Below are 24,750 nucleotides of genomic sequence, written 5' to 3'. Positions count from 1 at the left end.
TCAACGTCCGATCCTATCAATCAAAATTGCCGAGGTCGAAAGGAGCGGAGCGAAACGCAAGATGCTGTCGAGACGCCGACGCGCCGGCGAGTCACCCACGAACACGATGTCATTGGGATACACAGTCGGATCCTCGTAATTCCCTCGCTGGATCGCCGCGATGCTGTAGGCGCCGATGTAGCGTTGTCCATTGACCGTGCGAAGAATTAGTACGTCGTCCAGTGCAGCGTATTCAGCGAGGCCGCCCGCCTGATTGACGACACGCAGTAGCGACTGCCTCGTCTGGACCGGATACTCACCGGGCTCTTTCACCTGGCCGCCGACCGACACTGTCCGGGGTGGAATGTTGGCGGGAATGACACGAACCTGTGGGTTCAGCAGGTAGCTTCCGCGCAAGGAATTGGCGATCAGGTCTGCCGCCTCGTTGGGTGCAAGCCCGTTCAGGTCAAGCAAACCCACCAAGGGGAATGAGATCCTGCCATCGCCATCGGTGAGATAGGTCCCACTCAGACGCTCTGCGCCAACGACCTCGATTTCGAAGACCTCCTGCGGACCAATGACATAAAGGTTCTCGATCCGCGGCGCAGGCAGAGCCTCGAGCTCGGCGATTTCGATACCGGGCGCTTCACCAAAGGTCCTGTCGGTCGCGCACCCTGCGCCACCGAAAGCCAGCAGAAGACTGGCAACGCCCATTCTAAATGCAGTCACTGGAATTTTTCCTTTCGAGCGAAGCGCCTTAACCTATTCCACCGATCAAGGAAGGCGCTTGGCTCATAAAATCTACAAGTTGGCGGGTCGTGTGTCGTCCTGAACACGGCCATCGCGCGAAAGTGCGAGGAGCATCCAGACCATCGCGAGCTGGAAGGTCGGGGTCCTCAAAGGGTAGTCGACGAGGGATGCCGCACCAACGACGCCGAAAATGCCAATCCAGGAAACGGCTGCCACCCAGTGGATACGGTCGCGCGATAACCGGACAATCGATTTGCCGGTCCACACCAGCAAACCGACCAGCAATGCCGCGGCTACTATCCCCCCTTCGATGAGAAGCTGGATCCAGTCGTTGTGAGCCTGGTTGATGTACCTGGAAAACAGGATGCTCGACGGTTCGAAGATATGAAACGCCTGTTCGAAAGATCCCATTCCCGTACCAAGCAACCAGAACGCGGAAACCATATCCTGCAAGACCGGCAGAATGGACCATCGCAGATCGGCGAAACTATCCCTTGCGAGAATGTCTTGGACTGCGGGCACACGGCCCAGCGCGATGAAAGCCCCAATCGTGAGAATAAGCCCCAGGATAGGTAGCAACAGCAACAAGCGCGAGCCGATCGCAGCCTTGGGCGAGGCATTGCGCCTTAATTGGTCCCGAGCAGGTCGATCGAGCCATGACAACCAGACCATGAACCCAGTAATTACCAAGGCTCCCATGCTAGCCGCAAAACCAGCCCGCGAACCGCTGATCAGCGCGACTAGGAAAATGAAAAAATAAGCTGCCGGGTACAACAGCCTCAACCACATCGCCTGCCGCTCTCGATGGGCCTCTATGGCAAGTCTTGCCACCACCATGAGGGAACAGACGGCAAAGATTGCCGAGTGGTTCTCATTGGCGAAGATACCCACCGACGACCCGTAATTCGTAACGTCGTAAAAATACAGCGGGCTGGAGCGACCAGAGATGACTTGCAGCAGGCCGAGAACCGCATTCAGGAGACCAAGGCCAGCGATAATCTGGAGCAGTAAACGGGTCGTCGCTCCGATGGCCACTGCCAACAGCAGTCCGACAACAGGCACAATCAGGCTGCCGAGCACGTTCCACGTTCGCATTGGGGCCAGGGAGAGGGGCCGCCACAGCCCGTCATAGCCGAGAAGCGCATCGATTTCTGCAACCGGTTCGCGCCAGGGCAGTGCCTGCCACAGGCCAGGAGGAAGCGGGATCAGCTGGACGACCACCAAAGCTACGAAAAGCCCCATCGTGGTGAGGAGAAATGCCTCCCCCTCACCTTGGACCAGTTGATCAGGACGAGCGCCGGAATGAGGAAGAGCGCCGACGCCCCCCGCAGCGGCACGATTTGAACTGCGTCGAACCGCGAGGCACCACCGAACAGGGCGACGACAGCCGCAAAAATGACCAGAAAGATCCATATCCGCGGCGATGCGACTGCTTGGCGAACCGACGTCGGTTTCTTGGTGCGACTGGAAGGCATTAGCTATTCGACCCCGGGAAGGCAGTTATCTTTGGTATTCGTGGTGAAGCGTAGCTTAACAGGTGCCGTCGGCACAAATCGCAACCCGTCCCTTTCGCGTCCCTAATCCGCGCATTTCTCGGATGCAAGCTTCTCCCCTAGTTTCACCGGACCTCGTTCGAGTGAAAGGGTGGAACGCGATTTCGCCATTCTCTTATCGCAATGTCGTCAGCCTACGATCTGTTCAAGGTACTGCCCATAGGCATTCTTTCCGAACAGTTCAGCGCGCTTTAGAAGCTCGGCATCGTCGATCCAGCCTTGGGCATGGGCGATTTCATCCGGACTGCCGGTCTGCAGCCCTTGCCTCTCTTCGAGAGTTCGAACGAAATTGCCAGCGTCGAGCAAGCTACCGTGCGTCCCCGTATCGAGCCATGCGAAACCCCGGCCCATGAGGCTGACACGCAGGCTGCCTTCGTCCAGATAGCTCTCCAGCAGTGTTGTGATCTCCAGTTCCCCCTCGTCGACGGCTTGACCTTCGCCGCGCGCGCGGATGCACTGCCATCAAGGAAGTACAGGCCGGTCACCGCAAAGTTCGAGGCCGGCTTCTCCGGCTTCTCGATGATCGAGTTGACCGAGCCGTCATCTGCGAAATCGACGACGCCATAGCGCTCCGGATCCGCGACACGATATCCGAAAACCGTGCCGCCTTCTTGCTGCGCCGCCGCATCTTTCAGGAGCCCGCTCAGCCCGTGGCCGAAGAAAATGTTGTCGCCGAGCACCATCACCGAGGGAGCACCATCGAGAAACTCCTCCGCGAGGATATAGGCCTGCGCCAGTCCTTCGGGGCGCGGCTGCTCGATATAGGTGAGGCTGATACCCCACTGGCTTCCATCACCGAGGGTGCGAATGAACTGGGCCTGGTCTTCCGGTGTCGTGATGATCGCAATCTCGCGGATGCCCGCGAGCATCAGAACGCTCAGCGGATAGTAGATCATCGGCTTATCGTAGATCGGCAGAAGCTGCTTCGAGACGCCAAGAGTTACCGGATAGAGCCTAGTGCCCGATCCGCCGGCGAGGATGATGCCCTTGCGTTCCATTCTTACAATTTTCCTTTGATTTTCAATTCTTCTATGACCACGCCTAGTTCTCTCTTCCAGTCGGGTCGAGATATACCGAAAGCGACCTCGGTCGCAGCGCAATCGAGCCGCGAGTTGAGCGGCCGCCGAGCCGCGGTCGGATAATCAGAGGTCGCGATGTCCGAAACCCGGCAATCGAGACCCGCCTGCGCAAAGATTTCACGCGCGAAATCGGCCCAGGAGGTATCGGGCAATCCGGCGTAATGATAAATGCCGGCCTTGTCAGGGTTGCTCTGCAGGTCTTCGGCGATTGCGATACACGCTTTGGCCAGGGAGCGTGCTGGGGTCGGCCCTCCGATCTGGTCCGCCACGATGTCGAGCGCATCCCTCTGTGCCCCGAGACGAAGCATCGTCTTCACGAAATTGTGGCCGTGCGTGGAAAACACCCATGAAGTTCGCAGGGTCACGCAGGCTCCCCCAGCCTCGGCAACTCCGCGTTCTCCGGCAAGCTTGCTGCGCCCGTAGGCCGAAACCGGCGAAGGCGCCCTGCCCGGCCCGACTGGCTCGTCTCCCGAACCATCGAATACGTAGTCCGTCGAGACGTTCACGAATGGAATTCCGAGTTCAACACAGGCCTTGGCCATTGCGGAGGGTGCTGCACCATTGATCAGCGTAGCGAGTTCTTCTTCCTCCTCCGCGCGATCAACAGCCGTATAGGCCGCAGCATTGATGACGGCGCTAGGCTTGCGATCCAGAATGGCGGCTGAGCATGCCGCAGGGTCTGACAGGTCGACAACGTCCCTACCGAGAGCCTCGACCGTCGCGAGCGCGCGTATTTCGCATGCAAGCTGGCCTGACCTGCCGAATACCAGAAGGGTCACGACCTATACCTACTTCGCCGTACCGAGCCGTTGTCCGACGCCCTTGCGCTCCATCAGGGGGCGCCACCAATCCTCGTTGTCGAGATACCATTGGACGGTCTTTTCCAGCCCCTCCTCAACCGTAACCGACGGGCGCCAGCCAAGCTCTTCGCGGATTCGCGTTGGATCGATAGCATAGCGGGCATCATGGCCGGGGCGGTCCTGTACGAAAGTAATCAGTTCCGCATAGGGCGTACCGCCGTCACGCGGCCGCAACCGGTCGAGGATGCCACAAATCGTTTCTACGAGCTCGAGGTTCGAGCACTCGTTCTCGCCGCCGATATTGTAGGTACGCCCGATCTTTCCCTTCTCGACGACGGTCAACAGGGCGTCCGCATGATCCTCGACGTAGAGCCAGTCGCGCACATTCGATCCGTCCCCGTAGATAGGCAGCGGCTTTTCATGGAGCGCATTGATCGTAACCACGGGAATGAGTTTCTCGGGGAAATGATAAGGACCGTAATTGTTCGAGCAATTCGTAACCAGGACAGGCAGCCCGTAGGTTTCGGCCCACGCCCTTACCAGATGGTCCGAGCTCGCCTTGGATGCCGAATAGGGGCTGCGGGGATCGTATGGCGTGTCCTCCGTGAACTGGATCTCAGGATCGGACGGCAGAGAACCGTAAACTTCGTCGGTACTGATGTGGTGGAAGCGGAAACCTTCAGGGCGGTCGTTCTGCGTCCAATATTTGCGCGCCGCCTCGAGCATGTTGAAGGTGCCGATAATATTGGTTTCCATGAACTCGCCCGGCCCATCGATCGAGCGATCGACATGGCTTTCTGCGGCCAAGTGCATCACGACGTCCGGGCCGTGCTCCGCGAAGATGCGGTTGAGCGCTTCGCGGTCGCGAATGTCGGCATTTTCGAAGGTATAGTTCGGACTGTCGGCAACCGGGGCGACATTGTCGAGGCAAGCGGCGTAGGTCAGCGCATCGAGGTTCACAACCTCATGTCCACGAGCCACGGCCAGACGGATCACGGCCGAGCCGATAAAACCGGCTCCGCCGGTGATTAGGATCTTCATGAGGCACTCTCAAAGGTAAATGGTGAATCCCAATCCCCGAACGCCGGTGCATCGGCGTCCTTGTCGGACAGGAGAGGAGGTGAGGCCAGCTGCCAATCAATCCCGAGGCTATCCCAGCGCACGGAGCCGTCGCATTCGGCATCGTAAAAATCGGAAACCTTGTATTCGACTTCGGTATCGGGCTGCTTTGTGACGAAACCATGAAGGAACCCTGCGGGAACCAGGATCTGCAACCCGCTTTCTGCAGTCAGTTCCTCGGCGACCCAGCGCCCGTAAGTTGGCGAACCCCTACGGGCATCGACAGCCACATCTAGGATCGCCCCGCGGATACACCGGACAATCTTCGCCTGTGCCCGCGGCGGCGACTGGTAATGAAGGCCCCTTAGCGTTCCGGCGTGTGCGGAGTAGGAGTGGTTGTCCTGCACGAACTGCAGATCGATGCCGAATTCGCGAAAGCGTGCTGCATTCCAGACTTCGGAAAACCAGCCACGATCATCGCCGAAACGCTTTGGCTTCAGGAGTTTGACTTCAGGCAGAGCTGTCTCGGAAACTTCGAGCATCATGCTTCCAACAAGTTGAAGTAGGACCGGCCGATTTCGCGCCACGTATATCGGCGTCGAGCGATTTCAGCCATAGCCGTGCCGGTCGAACCGGCCCGCTCTTCGGTCAGGTTCTCGACCACTTGGCGCAATTCGTGCGAGGAGCCGAAATACAGTGCTTCGTTCTCGGTGGTATGGCGATTGAATTCGCAGTGATGGGCGGCGATGGGAATGCCGAAATGCATCATTTCGACCAGCGCCGGGTTGGTCCCGCCTGCCGAATGACCATGAATATAGAGGGATGCCCTGTCCCTCAACGCGCGCAATGCGCCTGCGTCATAGACCGGATCGTGGATCGTGATGCGAGGATGATCGCGATAGCGGGCCTTCAGCTCACGCCCATAGGCGCTGTTGTCCCAATTGCCCACGAATACCAGCGACATATCGAGGCCGTCGAATGCCTCGAGGATCATGTCCACATTGTTTTCCGGCTCGATCCGGCACAGGCCAAGCGCGAATGCTTGCGGCAGATGCGTCGCCGCAGCATCGTCGCCATGCGCTTCGACTGCATGATCGCCGCCGTAGGGGATTACGTGTGCATCGCACCCATATGCCCGATCGAGATAGTCCGCGATTGCCTGATTGTCCGCGATCACTTCATGCGAGAAACGGACCGCCAATGCTTCGGCGAATTTCAGGTAGCGCTTGGCAAGGCCCTTCCACTTTTCGCGCTTCCACTCGATGCCGTCGACATTGGTGATGATCCGGGCCGAGGAGAACATGCGGAGCAGAGGCAGGATGATCGCTCCCGATACTCCAAGAAGAAGCAAGCGGTCATGGCCCCTCCGGACCGCATCGATGAGACCCACGATATCGTAGATGATCGACTGCACGCCATTGGCATCGAAATCGACATAGCGCAGCCGCGCGCGCTTGTAAGTCTCGGGCCGGTCGGTCTTGGATTTCGTCGAACAGTAGACGGTTAGCTCAATCGGTCTGTCGCTATCCTCGTGATATGCGACGAGGTTCTCGGCCAGGGTTTCGAACCCGCCGTAATTCGCCGGCACGCCGACCGTGCCGAGGATTGCAGCCTTTCTGACCATCGGTTCGTGCTCAGACCTTGCGTGCGACGATGAGGTCTTGGTCGAAGTCGGTCGTTTCTACACCCGAAAGCTGCCGCCCCTTGGTGCTGTAAATAGGATTGCCGACCCGTTCGAGGCCTGCATCCTTGAAACATTCGTCGATGAAATCGAGATAGTATCCGATGCAGATTTCGTGCATTTCGGGATGCGACGAGCGATAGGGCCCGGTACCGTAGACGAAGTCGTTTCCGTCAAACTCTGTCCCCGCATCCATAACGAATGTCGTGAACATAAGGTGCCCGCCGGGCGCCAGAAGGCGGCTGATCTCTTCAATATAGTTCTTCACGTCCGCCGGCAGCATGTGAGTAAAGACGGACACAAGGAAGATCACGTCGAAGCTGTTATCCGGGAAGTCGAACCGATAATCCGAAGCGGGCGTTTTCCCCTCGGGATTGTACTCGGTATTGTGGACGTCGAGGTGCCGAAAGGTGAAGTTCTTGTTCGACAGGAATTCATTGCTCCGGGCGGCCTCGATCGACGGTCCATCAATATCGACGCCGGTATACGCTCCTTCGTCAAGTTTCGAAGCCAGAGCGAATGCAAACCGCCCGCAACCGCAGCCGATTTCCAGTACCCGCGAACCATGTTCGAGGCCGGCACGATCGGTCAGCTCTTCGACGAGCTTCGCGCCCAGTTCTTCAAACTTCCTGCCGTTGAACTGCCGGCGCAGGCCGTTTGAACGCACCCGGATCGACATCGGCGGATACTTACCCCTTCCGCCAATCAGACGCACGGCCTTGTCCAGCGGATCGACCACCTTAAGTCCGGTGGCGATGAGAGGATGCTTCCAGCTCACGCCCGGGAAAACAGCCTGGCTGATCTTCTGTAAAACCACTGAATTCTATCCTTCATGGAACATTGGAAACGCTTCGAACGCTAGCTCGCGAAAATCGCGAATTTACGACAACCGCCGCGCGATAAGCTGCGGCAGGTTCTTGAAGCGGTTGAGGTTAACGAGCCCGGCAAACACCAGCTTTGGAGGAAAGCTCGCCTTCTGGAGGAACTTGGCAAGCGGATTAGCGGAAATGCCGGAAGGCGCATAACCGCGCTCGCGCATCTGGTCGCCTGCGACATCTTCGCAGATTGCTATTTCAGCCTTCGTCAGATTGCCGCGCTTCCACGATCCGATGCGGCTCTTGTCCAGACCTCGCTGGTCAGGACGGTCGCGCCCCATCGATGACCCGACCTGAGTTACCTGGAGCATCTCTTCCTCGAAAGGCAGGTCGATTGCATTGCAGAGGTCGCGCAGGACTTTCTCCGGGTTGGCGAGCAACTCCTCGTAGGAAATCGAGTGAAAACGCGCGTGGGATTCCATCTTGGACGCGGTGCTCACGGACGAAGCCCATATCTTCGATGTCGTGAAGGGATGGTAGTTAGCCCAGGAACGCAGCGTCCACAAAAAAGGGACAGCCGCAGTCGCGTAACGCCCGCGCTTCCAGCGGTCCTTCTGCGATTGCATCACATCGCGCGGATCGCGCACGATGTTGATGACGTGGCTGTCCGGAAACGCTTCGAGGATATCGCGCGCCATGAACAGGTATCTCGGAGTCTGCTCAAGCGGTATCTGCTTGCCCGCCTCCTGCGTATGGGAGCGCAGCAGCGCCTTATAAAGGCTGAGGGGGCTCTTGCGATCGAGGCCATCGATGAGTTCTTCAGCCTCTTCGGTGTATTTGCCCTTTTCGACTTCGTAGAACAGGCCTTCGCGAGATGTCGTGATCAGGCGTTCGGCGAGCTTCTGCAAATTCGCCTTCGGCCATTCCTCGTCTTTGGCCAGGTCCTTCGCGTCCACAATCTGCTCGAAGAAATGCAACTCCTCGAATGCATGGACACGCGAATTGAGGTCGAAGATCCGACCCAGCATGGTTGTTCCGCTTCGGCTGTTGCCTACGATGAAGATCATTGGGATTGCTCCCGCACCCAGCGCCAGCTTGCCTCGATCCCATCGCGGAGAGAGGTTTCCGGTTTCCAATCGAATGCTTCGCGAGCCTTGGTGATGTCGAGTACAACGCGCGGCACATCGAGCCCCCTGCCCGGCTTTACAACAGGCTGGATATCCGTTCCGACGACTTCGGATATCTGCGAAATTATCTCCCGAATGGAATGTCCGACGCCGCTTCCCGCGTTGAAGCAGCCGACGACATTCCTCTCTATCGAACGCACGCAAAGATCGGCGAGGTCTTCCACGTAAATGAAATCGCGCACGACGCTTCCGTCGCCCCACAACTGCAGCGGCTCGTTCTTGGCAAAATTCCAGAGGTAGGTCCCAATCACACCCTGAATGCCGCCGTCTCCCTGGCGCGGACCGTATGGATTGGAGGCACGCAGCACCGTATAGTCGAGACCGTGGAGGTGATGCTCCATATGCAGATACTGCTCGATCGTCGATTTCACGATTCCGTAGGAGCTGATCGGTTTCAGCGGATGATCTTCGGAAACGGGATCCATCTCCGGTATGCCGTAAACCGTGCCACCGGACGAAAGAAACACCAGTCGCTTGACGTTAGCCTCGCGCAGTAGCTCGAGCAGACGGACGGAATTCACCAGATTGCCCTGAATGTCGGCGACCGGATCGAGGTTCGACGTGCTGGGAACCGTCGTTGACAGCAGGTGCAGGACGATTTCGACGCCTTCAAGAGCGCCCTTCAGCGCATCTGCGTCGTCGAATTCCCCGGAAACATATTCCGCGCCCTCAGGCAGCGAGCGAAAGCGTTCCGGTGCCCGGTCAAAGACCCGCACCGAATGACCACGGGCAATCAGTGCGTCCACCAGGTGGGACCCGATGAAGCCACTGCCACCAATTACCAGTGCATTCATTGCAAAACCTCAGAATAAATTCTCGAAAGCTCAGAGTAGATCGCATCGTCGTTGAAATTGACCGACACATAATTCTGAGCTTGTGCGCCCATGCTCAAGATATCGGCTTCAGGAAGCCGGGCGGCGCGTTGCATGATTGCGGCCAATTCCGCAACCTCTGTCGGATCGAAAAGCCAACCGTGGTCACCAGCCTCAATCAGTTCGGGTATCCCGCCTCTGCGTGACCCGATAACCGGCTTGCCGGCAGCGAATGCCTGGAGAATCACATAGGGAAAGTTTTCGTGCCAAAGCGAAGGCACGACGACTGCCCGCGCCTCATGTAAATGCGCCTTGAGTTCATCGCCCCATGCTGGACCGACGAAACGGACGTTCTCCAGTTCTCCTGCGGCGGACGCCACTTGGTCGCGATCGGGCCCGTCCCCAACGATTACCACCGGAACATCGGGAGCGGCTTTTGCTGCTTCGAGCAAGAGATTGACGCCCTTCTCCTCGATCAGACGACCAAAGTAGAGGATATTCCCGCCGCAGTTTAACGGTACGTGATATTTCTCTGCATCGAACGGATTTCGCAAAATATCGGTAGCAAAGTCCGCATCGGCCCAGAATTCGCGCGTCTTGCCGAGCATGAACTGACTGGCGAATAGGAAACGATCGACGTTCCCTCTCCAGACATTCATGAGCTCGTGCGCGTAGCCCTCAAGCGAGCCGACCGCGCTAATGGCCAGACTGTCGTGGCAGCAGCGGTTCTTAAGGGCGCTGATGAAGCGCCCACCCTTGCAATCTTCGCACAATCGCCCGTGGTGAAACAACTTGTAGTTCGGACAGATATGCTTGTAATCATTACAGGAAAGGACCGTCGGCACCTTGGCAGCATTGGCTGCAACCAGGACTGATGGCGTCAGTCTCCCGTATATCGCGAAGGCGTGGACAATATCGGGTCGAAAGTCCTGAAGAACCTCTGCCATGCTCGCGCGTGCATCCCGATTGTAGATCACTTGCGGAACGCGCGCGATCTTATCGATCAGCCCGCCACTATTGTAGTGCTCTACAATCGGAAAATTCGCGCTGTAGCTGCTTTCGAGATTCTCCTCGAAACAGGTAAACAGCTCAACCTCGTGTCCAGCTTCGCGTAAGATACGCCGAACTTCGTGCACGAAGACCTCCGCTCCGCCACGAACGCTGTAGTCGTTATGCGCCAGTAGAACCTTCATTTTATATGCTCATTCCTGCAGATGCAGGTCAGGCTCCATCTCTTGCATGTAAACCGGGTACCTCTACCCGCAGAGACGACCGGCGCTCGGCCAATTGCCTCCTTTTCAGATCGCTTGCCCGCCCGCGCCATCCCGAGATGGCAATTGCGCTCATGCTCCAAAGGGCGAGCGAGAATATCTGGACTTCGAAGGCTTGGTTCACAAAATTCAACGGGATGGACAGAAGCAGGAGCAGCCTTGCGATCTCAGCTGCTTCCGAGATCCAACCGGCATCCTGCTTGGCGATGATCGAAATACGCCCGTAAATCTTGATGAAGAACAGGACGAAAATAGCCGTTCCTATCAAGCCAAAGTACAACAGCATCGCGACCCAGTAGACGTCTTCGAGCGTTTTATCCAAGGTGACGATAAGGGCGTAATTCGCAATGTTTGCAGTCTGTATCGTGTAATCGACGATCAGTGCCTTGTCGGCGCCAAAGCCGAAGAGGAACTGAGGGCTGGACATCAGCTTGGGCAGAACCAGGACCATGACACCCAAGCGCCCGTTCATCGCCGCCTCGATATAACCTGGGGTAAACACGAAGCCGAAGCTTCCCGGCTTGTAGGAAAGTTCAAGGCTCAGCAGGTAGAAATATATGCTGGTGACCAAGACGATCGATAGCAGAGCAAGACTGTAAATCGTGCTCTTGGACAAACGTCCGATCTCGAATTTGACGAAATAGGAAAGGTAGATCATCGCGGCCAGAAGGAACACCGCTCTCGATCCTGACAGAAATACAAATGGCAGCAGGAGCCCGGCAATCACCCGGTGATCGAGCAACCCGATGCGGAACTTTGAAACGAGCACTACGATGGCACCGACCATCATCAGATATGCATAGCTGATCGTGTTGCGGAACGTACCGAAAATCTCGACCTCATCCCGTTCGCGATCGACGAAGGCGTCGCGATTGGCTCCGAAAACATCGACAAGGGTCCTCGGGGAGAAAAACTCCAGCGCGGGTCGCCCGATTACCAGCTGCAACACGCCGATGAATGCCTGAAGCGCGACCACAATGAGGAATGCGTTGCGCACTTTTCGGTATTTCTCGGCGGTCCAATCTACCCTCGCGACGAGATAGAAGATCGCGAGAAACCTGATCAGCGCCTTGATATTGAGGAGCGCCACGAAACTGTCGAGGTTGAGAAAGGGCCCAGCGGCATTGTTTGCCAAGATCGTCGACAGCGCCAGCCACAAAAGAAACCCGACCAGCAAAAAGTCGAGCCCGTAGCCAATTCCGCGAAAATTCCGCCGCTTCGCGTTCTGGCTGCCCTGCATCCAGAGTACGCCAAGGATGATCACGAACTCGGGCATTTGCGTCAAGACGGCCAGCGTCGTGTCCTCGAAAGGGAGGTACGTGACCGCCTTTTCCCAGAAGCAAACGAGCCAGATAGCCGCAATTACGAAATACAAGTCAATAGGCTCCGCAGGTCAGATCGACTGATCGTCGAGGAGGTGAATATAACCTAGAGGGGTCACGAGACGAGAAGTTCATCCAGTTGCGCCATCTGCGATTCCATCGCGTAGCCTTCGCGAGCATCCAGCGCAGCCTGTTTACCCAGACGTTCAGCCGCTTCGGGGTCGTCAATAAGCTGCTCCAGTGCCGCAAGGATAGCCTTTTCGTCTCCGATCGGAACCAGGTATCCGTTTTCACCGTCGCGGACGATGTCGGCCATACCATTGGCTGCCGTAGCGATGATCGGCAGTCCCATATACATCGCGTCAAGCAAGGTCCGCGGCAGACCCTCGTATCGCGAAGGCTGGACGTAGATGTCGAACACACTGAGAAGATTGTTGTAGTCGGGTCCGGTCACAGTCCCGGTAAAGATGATTTGCGACGAGCCCCCCGCCTCGCGTCTCATCTCCTCGGCAAGCGGACCATCACCCACGAGTACGAGTTTCGCATCTGGATGCCGCACTGACAGATCCTTAAACGCACGGATCAGAAATTCCTGGCCTTTTTGAGGATGCAGGCGGCCAATGCAGCCAATGAGGATGCCATTCTCGCCGAGGCCGTATTGGGTTCGGACCAGGGATTGTTCCTTCGTCGCCACCCGCTGGGAAAAATCCACCCAGTTGTTGACCACGTTGATCCTGTCGTTTTCGTGCCCTTCCTCCCTGAGGAAGTTGGCAATATCGTTGCACCCCGCAACCAAGACGTCGAAACGCTTGAGGGCGAGCGCATCGAGTCTCGGATAGGACTTCGGCGCAGACACGGTCTGCAAAGAGATAAGCCTTTGCTTCTCGCTAGTTCTTGCCGCAGCACCCACCAAGTCGCCGATGAAGGATGTACTCACGATGATGTCTGGGCGTGCCTTGCGGCAATATTTGATCGCCTTGAGTATCTCGCTCACAGACTGCACCTTGGACGCATAGGCAAATTCGCGCAGCTTGATATTCTTGGCAATCGAACCGCTTTCGGCCACCCGTCCGCTTTGCATACACACGAGCGTCACCTCGTGTGAGCGCGACAAGTGGTTAGCGAGTTCGATGAACTGAAGCTCTGCTCCGCCAACACCTTTCGCATTCATTATCAGCAGAACATTCATGCCATCGTGATCCGTATTTTGAGTGAATGGGCCATGCTTGGAAGGCACAAACTCCGCGGCGCGCTGCAAGGCGCCGGTACCAAACTTTCAGTTGTGCGCGCCAGTAGGCGCCTTCGAGCCATCATTCCCGCAATCGTACTCATGCAAAAATGCATCGCCTTTTTCGCAGTTTGTGAGGTGCCTTGCCGTCTCATCGAGGATAGACCCAAATGCCAAGCCGAATGCGAACGATGATCGCGCTGTAAAGGTGCATTGTCGCCAAGCCGCACACATTGGCTACAGCCGCACCTACGAGGCCATAGGGCGGTATGAGAAGCAAGGCGGCAGTCACCAGCACGATGCCCGAAAGGACGGAGCCGTTCCGTACGTCGCCCTCATGCCCTGACATTATGAGCAAATAGCCGATCGGACCGAAGATCACAGTGAATAACGGTCCCACCGTGATGATCGACAGGGCCACAGCACCCTGTGTGAATTCTTCGCCAAACAGACCCATCAGGACATCGGCGTGGAAGAACATGACATAGAATATCGGGCTCGTGGCGAGGAGGACGTAAAGTGAAACACGCGAGGTCAATCGCTGCATCTCCTTGCGATCGTCTGCGGCGGCAAGTTTGGCGAGTTTCGGCGCAAGAACCGTAGTGACTGCAGTCAGGAGAAAGGAGACCAGGATCGCTAGGCGCGTCGCAACGCCGAACATGCCGCTTTCTGCCGCGCCGCTCACGGCTCCCAAGACCAACAGTGGCACCCACGGCATGATCGCACCGTTCACGAAAGAGGTCACGTAGAGTTTGCTCGAAACAGACCAGAGCGCCTTCAGCTCGTATCTGCCATGGGCAGGAAAATCGGCCACGGCTTTGCGCCAAACCAATAAGCCGTAGCCCGCCGCCATCCCGGTGCCGATCGTATAGGTGAATGCAGCACCCGATACGCCCAATAACCCGGTAAGAGGCCATATCATCAGGATGGCGCAAAGGGGATATATGACGCCCGAAACGAGCATGGCGTCACGAAACCGGTCGAGACCCCGAAGGCTTTCGGATACAGACATCATCAAGCTGAAACCGACGATGCTCGGTGCGATCCAGAGGAGGACACCCTGCAGCGAGGGCCGATCGAAGAAGTCTGCCGCAATAATGGGGGCTAGCGCGATGGTCGCGACCATGAACACAGCTCCGGCAATCAAGACGAAGCGTGTGCCGAGCCTGAACACGGCTTGTACTCCGGCCCAATTTTCGTGTGCCGCCTCAGTCGCAACCAGCCGCAAAAGCGCATGGTCGATGCCAAATCGGGCGATGATTGTCAGGACCGAAACGAAGCCGAGTGCGAGGAAGTAGAGACCTGTCCCTTCGAGGCTCAGAAGGCGCGCGATCGCCACGTTCAAAAGGAATGCCAGCCCCGCACCAAAGCCGCGCAGGATCAAGACCATACCGGCGTTCTTCATCAGGTCTGCCATGGCGGCATCACCTGCTGACAGACCTTGGCGCAGCCGGGTCGAAAAAGCTCTGATTGGGCGAAACATGTGGAGGCTTGATCTGCTCTGCGCTCTACGGGAGCTCTTGGAATAGATTGAGAAAGCGCACTCGGCCGGCCGTGTATTGGCGGTTCACGACCAACCATGCCGGGAATACCGGACGCGTAATCCGGAGAGCTGTGGCGAGCACTTACTTGGCACCGTGTCCTGAGAAGACGACGCGAACGGTACGAAGGGCGATAATGATATCAAGCCAGTACGACAGGTTCTTTACGTAGTAAAAGTCGTAATTCAGCTTCTCGTGAACCTCGTGAACCTCGGCGACATGTCCCTGGTTAACCTGGGCCCAGCCACTGATCCCCGGCCGAACGATATGCCGGTAGCGATAGAATGGTATTTCCGTTTCATACCATTGCGACAGGCTCACTGCCTCCGGCCTCGGACCGATCCAGCTCATCTCGCCGCGCAGGATATTGATAATCTGCGGCAATTCATCGAGGCGCGTTCGGCGCAAGAAACCGCCAATCTTCGTGATCCGATGATCATCGTTCTGAGTGACCGACAAGGCGCGATCCTCACCGTTGTGCCCGACCGTCATCGTCCGCAATTTCACCACATGGAAGATCTTGCCACGAAAACCCATACGCTTCTGGCGGAAGAACACCGGCCCTTCGCTATCCAGCTTCACAAGAATGGCACAGATTGCAATGACGGGGAGGATCACAGGCAGGACCAAGATCGTGAACAGCAGGTCGATGGCGCGTTTCATCTTCTGGTACGCGATGCTCGGCACCAGCGCGCCAAATCCGTTCTCGGAGAGATGATCGATCTGGACTTTGCCGGTCTCGGCCTCCCAGACCTGCTTGTAATGATAGATAGGGCATCCCGAAATCGCCGCTTCGGCGAGGAACCGCTCCCATTCGTCCGAAAGCTCGGCGCTGAGGTCTGCTACCACGGCACAATCTGGCAATGCCTCCAGCGTCGGTGTCGTCATCTTGATAACCGCAGCCGAGCGGAGTTCTTGGATAGCCTCTACCCTGCCGCCGGGCACGAGATAGTAGAGCCGGCCTTTCGAGCGGCTGCGCATGGCGGAAATCGCGTAGCGGGTGACCAGTATCCCGAAGAATGCCGTGACAAGCACCTTGCTGGAATAAATTACCCGAAGACCGATGATCGCAGCCAGAAGCACGCCGAAAAGGATGGCTACGACCGGAAGGATCGATCTTGCAACAGCCACACCGGGATAGAGCCTCAATTGACGCAGGATAGCGATCGAAGCGAGGCCGCATAGAAGCGCGCCGATGGTCGAATTCAGATAGGTTGGCGCGCCCAAGAACAGCATTGCGCGATCGATTTGTCCGCCGCCCTCGACGAACGCGAGGCCGAAAACCGGCAGCACGACACCAAGCAGCAAGATAAATGCGAGTTCGAACCTCAGCGACTGGACAAGGCCGCGCCGTACGATTGTAGGACTGAGGTTGATGGACAACATTCTTCCTATTGTTCCAATGTCTATTCGGAAGCTTCGGTCTTTGCGTGACAGGGTGCAATTGCTCAATATGCAGATCGACCACCAGCCGCAATGCCGGACCCCATAGGTATACATGGCGACACAAGCCAATGCCATTTGTTACTTTTCGACATTTGTTCGGCAGATGTGTCTTTCGAATTCAATCGTTTGCGCTCCATGTACACCGCGAAAGGGCGTGCCGAGGGGTGGATGTTGGATTTGCGGGCATTGCGGCTAGCCGCGGTATTGGAGACAGCAAACTACGCCTGCGAAGGCTCGAACCGGCTGAATACCAGCGCCCCGCAATTGCTCACCTTGCCCTTGAGCGCCCGTCTGCTAAAGCGCCGCCAACTTCATTCGAACTGACAGGAAACCCATGGCCAAGATCAAGGTAGCCAACCCGGTCGTCGAACTCGACGGCGACGAAATGACCAAAATCATCTGGAAGTGGATCCGCGAGCGGCTGATCCTCCCCTATCTCGATGTCGATCTGAAGTATTACGACCTCTCGATCGAAAAGCGCGACGAGACGGATGACCAGATCACCATCGACGCTGCTAATGCGATCAAGGAACACGGCGTTGGCGTGAAGTGCGCCACGATCACGCCTGACGAAGCGCGCGTCGAGGAATTCGACCTAAAGAAGATGTGGCGTTCGCCCAATGGCACGATCCGCAACATCCTCGGCGGCGTGGTTTTCCGCGAACCGATCGTGATCGACAATGTGCCGCGTCTCGTCCCGGGCTGGACCGATCCCATCGTGGTCGGTCGTCACGCATTCGGTGACCAGTATCGCGCCACCGACACGCTGATCCCGGGTGCGGGCAAGCTGCGCCTCGTCTTCGAAGGAGAGAATGGCGAGAACATCGACCTCGACGTGTTCGAGTTTCAGAGCCCCGGCGTCGCCATGGCGATGTACAACCTCGACGACTCCATCCGCGACTTCGCGCGCGCCAGCTTCCAGTACGGTCTCGACCGCAAGTGGCCGGTGTACCTGTCGACCAAGAACACCATCCTCAAGAAGTACGATGGTCGCTTCAAGGACCTGTTCCAGGAAATCTTCGACGCCGAATACAAAGATCAGTTCGAAAAGCACGGGATCACTTACGAGCACCGCCTGATCGACGACATGGTCGCCGCCGCACTCAAGTGGAACGGCAAGTTCGTTTGGGCCTGCAAGAACTACGATGGCGACGTGCAGTCGGACATCGTCGCGCAGGGCTTCGGCTCGCTCGGCCTGATGACCTCGGTCCTGATGACGCCCGACGGCAAAACGGTGGAAGCAGAAGCTGCCCACGGCACCGTCACCCGCCACTATCGCCAGCACCAGCAGGGCAAGGCGACCTCGACGAACCCGATCGCCAGCATCTTCGCCTGGACGCGCGGCCTCATGTATCGCGGCAAGTTCGACAACACGCCCGACGTGGTGAAGTTCGCCGAGACGCTTGAGGCAGTCTGCATCAAGACCGTCGAGAGCGGCAAGATGACCAAGGATCTCGCGCTGCTCATTGGTCCCGACCAGAGCTGGATGACCACCGAGCAATTCTTCGAAGCTATCGTCGAGAACCTTGAAGCCGAAATGGCGAACTGGGGCTGAAACGCGCGGACGCGCTGAAATCTGAAGGGGTCGGCTCGTGCCGACCCCTTGTTACTTGATCAGGGCCGCTCAGGCACGAGCACCCAGAGGGTGGCCGCGAGGATCTTGATATCCAGCAGCGGCGACCAGTCGCGGATATACTCCAGGTCGAGCTGCAGCCTGTTGGTCAGGTGCGCTTCGGTATCCGTGGCGCCACGATGTCCGCGGATTTGCGCAAGTCCCGTCATGCCGGGCTTGAGGGCATGACGCTGCCAGTACTCCCCATCGATTTCCCAGAACAGCTTGTCGCTGGCTAGCGAACCGAGCGCATGCGGGCGTGGGCCCACGAGGCTCATTTCTCCCAAGAGCACATTGAACAGCTGCGGCAATTCATCGATGCTGGTGGCCCGGATGATCTTTCCAACTCCGGTGACCCGCGCATCGTTGGGCTCGGTTGAACGCGCGCCGTCAATGTCGCTCGTCTCGACCTTCATCGACCTGAACTTCAGCATTTTAAAGATCCGGTTCCCGTGTCCCATCCGTGGCTGGACGAAGAAGATCGGACCGCCATCTTCGAGTTTGATCGCCAGTGCGACTATCATCATGATTGGCGCAAGGATGACCAGTGTCATAACCCCGATCAACAGGTCCATGCTCCGCTTGATGAGGCGCGAGCGAAGTCCCAGAGGACCTGAGGACACCACCAGAAAGGCCATGTTGTTTTCACGGACGAGATCGAGAACACCCAGTTCGTTCAACGGCTCCGACAGGATCTCGCCTTCGACGCCTGCAGCGCGCAGGATCATCGTCCAAGCAGCGCGTCGGTCGTTGGGGCAGCTTACGATAACGCGGTCCATGCTCCGCATATTACGGCCCAGCGCATCTAACCGCTCCGGATCACTCGAAGCCTGTATGGCGAAGTCTGGATCGACATCGATGCGAAACGCCTTCTCCAGCACGATCTCCGGGCCGCCGTCATCGATGACGAGCCTATTCTGAACACTCCCGCCAAGCACTTTCGCCACATAAAGAGCGATGACGCCGCGCACGCCGAGCATGCTCAGAAACGCTGCCAGGACAGCGAGCGAATATTCACCGCGCAAAGGACCGATGTCTGGCTTAAGGTAGAACAGTAGGAAAACGAACAGGAACGCCGAGACAAGCAGTGCGAGCAGGAGGCGGGTTGCCGCGTAGCGAAATTCCATCAGTCCCCGGATCGAATAAACCCGGTTATAGATCGCGATGATGGCAAAGATCGGGACCATGGCTTGCATAAGACCCGCCTCGGAACCCGCAGCTGAGGTGCCGACTTGGATTTGGCCCGCAAGCCGAAATATGCCCATCAGCAGGACGAGGTCTGCTACGAAAGTGATAACGTAGAGACGGACCCGGCGGGACTCCATCGAGAGCAGCCTGGTTCCTGAGACGAGATCGCCTGATCGCATTGTCACTTGACGCTCCACGTGAGCTCGCACCCATCCACGCTCTCTATTCCGCATGACGAAAGGACTTCCTGCCCCTCAAGTCAGGCGAAACGGGCGCTTTGAACTTTTAGCAGATACAGGCAAACTGCCGCTGCGAAAACTGTGCTGCGCCAGCTTTGCACGCAAATCGCGCGGGGCCAACGTGTCGGAGGCGGTTGCCGCAACCAAGGGTGGAAACCTAAAGAGGGTTGGCACATTGCGCATTAAAGCCGACTGCAATTGGGGGTCGGGCCAACCAGTCGGGGACATGATGGCGAAACAGCCTGCAAAGAAGCGAACCACTCGCCGCAAGGGGTCGGAAAAGTTCGGGCAGAAGCGGCTCGACGTGCGCAACGCGATGATCAAGGACATTCCCGGCATCGCGAACCTCGTGCGCCGCGTCTACGAAGACATGCCCGCCTATACGCACGGCGAAATCCGCGGCCAGATCAACAATTTCAAGGAAGGCTGCTTCGTCGCCCTGCTCGATGACGAGGTGGTCGGTTATTGTGCCACCATGCAGGTCGCCGAGGCCCTCGCTTTCCAGGACCATGACTGGGACGAAATTACCGGTAACGGCTACGGCAGCCGACACGATCCGACGGGTGATTGGCTCTATGGCTACGAGATGTGCGTCGACCCCAAGGTACGCGGCGTGCGCATCGGGCGGCGTTTGTATGAAGAGCGCCGTGCGCTGGCAGAAGAGCGCGACCTCACCGGTATCGTCTTCGCCGGCCGCATGCCGAACTACCGCCGCTTCCGCCGACGCGTCGTTGGGCCGAAGGATTACCTCGAGAAAGTAGTCGAAGGTAAGCTGCACGACCCCGTGCTGCGCTTCCAGCTGGCAAACGGCTTCGAGCCGGAGCGGATAATCGAGGGCTACCTGCCCGAGGACAAGGCCAGCATGGCCAATGCCGTGATGATGGTCTGGCGCAACCCCTATGTGGAGCGCGACCAGCCGGTGAAGAAGCGCATTCCGCGAGGAGTGGAAGCGGTACGTGTGGCGACCTGCCAGCTGCAGGCTCGCCAAGTGGCCGACTATGAAGAATTCATGCGGCACGTCACATATTTCGTCGATGTCGCAAGCGATTACGAGATCGGACTTCATAGTCTTTCCCGAGCTCTTCACGCTGATGCTACTGAGCTTCGAGGAGAAAGAACTCTCGCCCGTCGAGGCGATCGAGCGCTTGTCCGAATACACCCCTCGCCTGCGCGACGACATCTCCGAGATGGCCATGCGCTACAATATCAACATCATCGCCGGCAGCCACCCGACCCGAATGGAAGACGGCGATATCCATAATGTCGCCTATGTCTGCCTGCGTGACGGATCGGTCCATGCGCAGGAGAAGATCCACCCCACCCCCAACGAGCGGTACTGGTGGAACATCAAGGGTGGCGACAAGGTCGAGGTCATCCAGACCGATTGCGGCCCGATCGGGGTGCAGATCTGCTACGACAGCGAATTCCCAGAGCTCAGCCGCCGGCTCGCAGACGAGGGCGCGCGCATCATCTTCGTGCCCTTCTGCACCGACAGCCGCCAAGGTTACCTGCGCGTGCGCTACTGCGGACAGGCACGCGCGATCGAGAACCAGTGCTTCGTCGTGCTCTCAGGCAATGTCGGCAACCTGCCGAATGTGGGGAACATGGACATCCAGTATGCGCAAAGCTGCATCCTGACGCCCTGCGACTTCCCTTTCGCTCGCGACGGTATTGCCGCGGAATCGACCGAAAATGTCGAAACGCTCACCATCAGCGACGTCAACCTAGCCGACCTGCAATGGGCGCGCGCCGAAGGCACCGTCAGAAACCTGGCCGACCGGCGCTTCGACCTTTATCGGATCGAGTGGGACGAGGACGGCAAGCATCCGGGCAAACCGCGCCCGCGTCGCGAACCGCTGGGGCCCGCACATCCGGGCGGCGGTTGAAGCGGCCCACCAAATTTCCACAAGGCAGGCGCCCTTAGAATATGCGGTGCTGCAAGTAGAACGGGTCTGCAATTCGAAAGAATGCGCCAGATTGCGTGCGTCCAAGCCCTTCACATTTGGGGCCAGCAGCCCGCTTCTTGTGGCTCATTCCGTCCACAAGACGCCTCGGTCGGGCTATTAACTCTGGCGAAATAGCTAAACTGCTAGTTATACGGTAAAGGAATGGGCATGTCGGGACGTGCCTTATGGGTCGACTAGGGGTCTTCGAAATGATTGTTACCGATTACGCTCGCGCGCAAGATATCGCGGAAGGTGCGGACACTGCTGTTACAGTGCGCGCAGCCTATGATCTCTCGCGACTGGATCTGGGCAGCTACGACTTCAATCACGCGACCTCATGTGGCTGCGTCTGCTGCGGCGCGCAGGAGGCGCTGAAGGTCCAGTCGGCTTCGTCACCGAACGGAACGACGACGACACATTCCAACCATCCCGATGTTCCCGGCGATACCAGCACGACCGCGACAATTTCGATTGGCGAAAGCGTTACCGATGAACTCGAGGTCGTAGGCGACACCGACTGGTTCCGCATTACTCTTCAGGCCGGCGAGAAGATCGATATCTCTCTGTTCGGTTCGGGTGCCACTCCGGTCAGCGATACCTACCTGCGCCTCTATGACGAGAACGGCAATCTCGTTGCCGAGAACGACGATGGCGGAGCGGGCCTAAACTCGTTTCTTCGCTTTATCTCCGAAAACGGCGGCACCTATTACATTGAGGCCGATTCCTACGCGAACAACAAGGTCGGCGAATACACGATCGAGGTCACCGAGACGCAGCCGATCCCGGTCTATACTTACGACCAAATCGCGGATCAGCTCACTCATGGTTACTGGGGCGGAGCCTCGCGATCCTTCAACGTGGGCGCTGATGGCCAGTTGACTTATGATGTCAGCGCGCTTCCGGCGGATGCGCAATATCTTGCCGAAGAGGCGCTTGCCCTTTGGTCCGACGTGACCGGTATCGAGTTCGTTTCGGTCACCTCTGGTGCCGAGATCACATTCCAGGATACCGAAGCCGGTGCATTCGCATCATCGTCGCGCACCGGCTCGACGATCACATCTTCGACAGTCAATGTCTCCGCCGACTGGGTGGCCGAATATGGCGCGACCCTGAACAGCTACGCCTTCCAGACCTATCTTCACGAAATCGGGCACGCGCTGGGCCTTGGCCATGCCGGCAATTACAATGGCGGCGCCGACTATGCGACCGACGCGCTTTACGAAAACGACGCCTGGTCTACGACCGTGATGTCGTATTTCAACCAGATCGAGAACAGCTATTTCAGCAGCCAGGGGTTCAACCTTGCACTGGTGACCACCCCGATGGTCGGCGATGTATTGGCCATCGGCAATCTTTATGGGCTTTCCACGACGACCCGGCTTGGAGACACGACCTACGGCTTCAACAGTAATGCTGGCCGCGATGTCTACGATGCCACACCCCTTTCGACGACCGCTTACACGATCTTCGATAGCGGCGGCATCGATACGCTCGACTACAGTGGGTTCGGCAACAACCAGGTTATCGACCTGCGGGAAGAGGCTTTCTCGAGCGTCGGTTCCAGGGTCGGTAATGTCAGCATTGCGCGCGGCACCGTTATCGAAAATGCAATCGGCGGCTCGGGCAACGACGATATCTACGGCAACGAAGCTGCCAACGATCTACGCGGCAATGCCGGTAACGACGAGCTTTGGGGCAATGGCGGGAATGACACCATCTACGGCGGAGCCGGAGGAGATGTAATTCACGGCGGTGCCGACAGCGACCAGCTCTACGGTGATGACGGCGACGACGAGCTCGACGGTGGATCAGGATACGACAGGCTCTACGGCGGTGCGGGCAACGACACCATCCGCGGAGGTATCGGCATCGATGTGCTCCTTGGAGATGGCGGTTCCGACCAGCTGTGGGGCGGTTCCGGCAACGACTATGTTTACGGGAACGACGGGGCGGACTTCCTTTCGGGCGGCGACGGCAATGACACCCTGCTCGGCGGCGCCGATGGCGACACGATCGACGGCGATGCCGGAAATGATCGTATTTTTGGCGAAGGCGGCAACGACACGATTTCCGGAGGCAGCGGCTCCGACACCGTGAGGGGCGGAGATGGCATCGACATCATCTATGGCGGTGCCGATAATGATATCCTCTTTGGCGACACTTTGGGCGACCAGCTCTACGGCGAAGACGGCGATGACGAACTCGACGGGGGTGCAGGTTACGACCGACTGTGGGGCGGATCAGGCAACGACACGGTCCGTGGTGGAGACGGGATCGACGTCCTTTATGGCGAGGGCGGTTCCGACCAGCTGTGGGGCGATGGTGCGAACGACTATGTCTACGGGAACGACGGCGCAGACTTCCTTTCCGGCGGCGACGGTAATGACACCCTTCTCGGGGGCGCCGATGGCGACACAATCAACGGCGATGCCGGTGATGACCGAATTTTCGGAGAAGGCGGCGATGATACGATTTCCGGAGGCAGCGGCTCCGACACCGTGAGGGGCGGCGATGGCATCGACATCATCTATGGCGGTGCCGATAACGACATTCTCTTCGGCGACACTCTGGGCGACCAACTCTACGGCGATGACGGCGATGACGAGATCGACGGAGGCGCCGGATACGACCGGGCGTGGGGTGGCATCGGCAACGACACTATCCGCGGAGGAGACGGGATCGACGTCCTCTACGGCGAGGGCGGTTCCGACCAGCTGTGGGGCGATGGCGGCAACGACTACGTCTACGGAAACGATGGCGCAGACTTCCTTTCCGGCGGCTCCGGCAACGACACGCTGATCGGCGGTAAGGACGCGGACATCTTCTTCTTCGACCTTGTGGGGAGCGCCAACTCGGATCGGGTTGCAGACTTCCAGGAGGGGCTCGACACAATCCAGCTCGATCGCAGTGGAGACTTTGGCGCGCTGACGTCACTTGGCATCTTGTCTTCGAACGAATTCCATGTCGGGACTTCGGCTCAAGAAGCAGACGACCGCATCATCTACGATCAGGCCACCGGCGAAATCTGGTACGATCCCGATGGGAACGGAAGCCAGGCGGCACAGCTCTTCGCTAAAGTCGCAGCTGGCAAAGTGCTTTCAGCGAGCGATTTCGAGGTGGTAGAATCTGCCGCGATCATGCCTCCTCTCGACGACAAGCTTGCCCTCGCGGGTACGGAGAATATGATCTTCGTGTAAGCGGTTCGTTCAGTTTGGGATTGCTCCATATGCAGCGTGACATTC

The 24,750-nt window shown here is 58.0% G+C and carries 17 protein-coding genes and 2 pseudogenes; 3 read left to right on the top strand and 16 right to left on the bottom strand.

The window, feature by feature from the left end; all coding sequences use genetic code 11:
• The 15 genes and pseudogenes from ACZ1G8_RS12270 to ACZ1G8_RS12200 all read right to left on the bottom strand — a co-directional run bounded on the left by ACZ1G8_RS12270 (window position 1) and on the right by ACZ1G8_RS12200 (window position 16,463).
• Window positions 1-708 (bottom strand): polysaccharide biosynthesis/export family protein, encoded by a 708-nt coding sequence (locus ACZ1G8_RS12270; protein WP_472679638.1) that lies wholly within the window; start codon window positions 706-708, stop codon window positions 1-3.
• Window positions 709-780: 72 nt separating this feature from the next.
• Entirely contained in the window at window positions 781-1,971 is a 1,191-nt protein-coding gene (locus ACZ1G8_RS12265; protein ID WP_472679637.1) for an O-antigen ligase family protein, read from the bottom strand.
• A gap of 440 nt (window positions 1,972-2,411) precedes the next feature.
• Window positions 2,412-3,280 (bottom strand): annotated as a pseudogene (rfbA, locus tag ACZ1G8_RS12260) (glucose-1-phosphate thymidylyltransferase RfbA).
• A gap of 2 nt (window positions 3,281-3,282) precedes the next feature.
• Window positions 3,283-4,140: a dTDP-4-dehydrorhamnose reductase gene (gene rfbD, locus ACZ1G8_RS12255; RefSeq protein WP_472679636.1), complete on the bottom strand. Its 858-nt coding sequence runs from the start codon at window positions 4,138-4,140 to the stop codon at window positions 3,283-3,285.
• A gap of 9 nt (window positions 4,141-4,149) precedes the next feature.
• The gene (gene rfbB, locus ACZ1G8_RS12250; RefSeq protein WP_472679635.1) at window positions 4,150-5,202 is read right to left on the bottom strand and encodes a dTDP-glucose 4,6-dehydratase; all 1,053 of its coding nucleotides are present in this window, start codon (window positions 5,200-5,202) and stop codon (window positions 4,150-4,152) included.
• On the bottom strand, window positions 5,199-5,765 hold the full coding sequence (gene rfbC, locus ACZ1G8_RS12245; RefSeq protein ID WP_472679634.1) for a dTDP-4-dehydrorhamnose 3,5-epimerase: 567 nt from the start codon (window positions 5,763-5,765) through the stop codon (window positions 5,199-5,201). Before rfbC ends, rfbB begins: the two co-directional genes overlap by 4 nt.
• Window positions 5,762-6,844, bottom strand: coding sequence for a DUF1972 domain-containing protein (locus ACZ1G8_RS12240; RefSeq protein ID WP_472679633.1), 1,083 nt, complete (start codon window positions 6,842-6,844; stop codon window positions 5,762-5,764). The genes rfbC and ACZ1G8_RS12240 overlap by 4 nt, the downstream gene beginning before the upstream one ends.
• Before the next feature lie 10 nt (window positions 6,845-6,854).
• Window positions 6,855-7,718, bottom strand: coding sequence for a class I SAM-dependent methyltransferase (locus ACZ1G8_RS12235; protein ID WP_472679632.1), 864 nt, complete (start codon window positions 7,716-7,718; stop codon window positions 6,855-6,857).
• Between the two features lie 63 nt (window positions 7,719-7,781).
• Window positions 7,782-8,783: a sulfotransferase family protein gene (locus ACZ1G8_RS12230; RefSeq protein ID WP_472679631.1), complete on the bottom strand. Its 1,002-nt coding sequence runs from the start codon at window positions 8,781-8,783 to the stop codon at window positions 7,782-7,784.
• The gene (locus ACZ1G8_RS12225) at window positions 8,780-9,697 is read right to left on the bottom strand and encodes an NAD-dependent epimerase/dehydratase family protein (RefSeq protein ID WP_472679630.1); all 918 of its coding nucleotides are present in this window, start codon (window positions 9,695-9,697) and stop codon (window positions 8,780-8,782) included. Before ACZ1G8_RS12225 ends, ACZ1G8_RS12230 begins: the two co-directional genes overlap by 4 nt.
• Window positions 9,694-10,908: a glycosyltransferase gene (locus tag ACZ1G8_RS12220; RefSeq protein ID WP_472679629.1), complete on the bottom strand. Its 1,215-nt coding sequence runs from the start codon at window positions 10,906-10,908 to the stop codon at window positions 9,694-9,696. The genes ACZ1G8_RS12225 and ACZ1G8_RS12220 overlap by 4 nt, the downstream gene beginning before the upstream one ends.
• A gap of 28 nt (window positions 10,909-10,936) precedes the next feature.
• On the bottom strand, window positions 10,937-12,361 hold the full coding sequence (locus tag ACZ1G8_RS12215) for a hypothetical protein (protein ID WP_472679628.1): 1,425 nt from the start codon (window positions 12,359-12,361) through the stop codon (window positions 10,937-10,939).
• A gap of 62 nt (window positions 12,362-12,423) precedes the next feature.
• Window positions 12,424-13,497: a glycosyltransferase family 4 protein gene (locus ACZ1G8_RS12210; RefSeq protein WP_472679627.1), complete on the bottom strand. Its 1,074-nt coding sequence runs from the start codon at window positions 13,495-13,497 to the stop codon at window positions 12,424-12,426.
• Between the two features lie 190 nt (window positions 13,498-13,687).
• Window positions 13,688-14,953, bottom strand: coding sequence for an oligosaccharide flippase family protein (locus ACZ1G8_RS12205; RefSeq protein WP_472679626.1), 1,266 nt, complete (start codon window positions 14,951-14,953; stop codon window positions 13,688-13,690).
• A 208-nt stretch (window positions 14,954-15,161) separates the two neighbouring features.
• Window positions 15,162-16,463 carry an exopolysaccharide biosynthesis polyprenyl glycosylphosphotransferase gene (locus ACZ1G8_RS12200; RefSeq protein ID WP_472679625.1) on the bottom strand — a complete coding sequence of 434 codons (1,302 nt, stop codon included), beginning with the start codon at window positions 16,461-16,463 and terminating at the stop codon, window positions 15,162-15,164.
• 394 nt (window positions 16,464-16,857) lie between these two features.
• Here ACZ1G8_RS12200 and ACZ1G8_RS12195 point away from each other — a divergent pair, with 394 nt between their 5' ends.
• On the top strand, window positions 16,858-18,078 hold the full coding sequence (locus ACZ1G8_RS12195; RefSeq protein WP_472679624.1) for an NADP-dependent isocitrate dehydrogenase: 1,221 nt from the start codon (window positions 16,858-16,860) through the stop codon (window positions 18,076-18,078).
• Window positions 18,079-18,137: 59 nt separating this feature from the next.
• Here the strand turns inward: ACZ1G8_RS12195 and ACZ1G8_RS12190 are convergent, their stop codons facing one another.
• A complete protein-coding gene (locus tag ACZ1G8_RS12190; protein ID WP_472679623.1) occupies window positions 18,138-19,331 on the bottom strand; it encodes a sugar transferase in 1,194 nt (397 codons plus the stop codon).
• Between the two features lie 547 nt (window positions 19,332-19,878).
• On the opposite strand from ACZ1G8_RS12190, the pseudogene ACZ1G8_RS12185 reads away from it, so the two are divergent.
• Window positions 19,879-21,448, top strand: a pseudogene (locus ACZ1G8_RS12185) (GNAT family N-acetyltransferase).
• Window positions 21,449-21,717: 269 nt separating this feature from the next.
• Window positions 21,718-24,705, top strand: a complete 2,988-nt coding sequence (locus ACZ1G8_RS12180; protein ID WP_472679622.1) for a M10 family metallopeptidase C-terminal domain-containing protein — start codon at window positions 21,718-21,720, stop codon at window positions 24,703-24,705.
• The last annotated feature ends 45 nt before the right edge of the window (window positions 24,706-24,750 follow it).

It is taken from the genome of Qipengyuania sp. BR81-2 (assembly GCF_055693895.1).
Note: the sequence above shows the minus strand (reverse complement) of the source record. Positions and strands in the feature narration are given on the sequence as shown.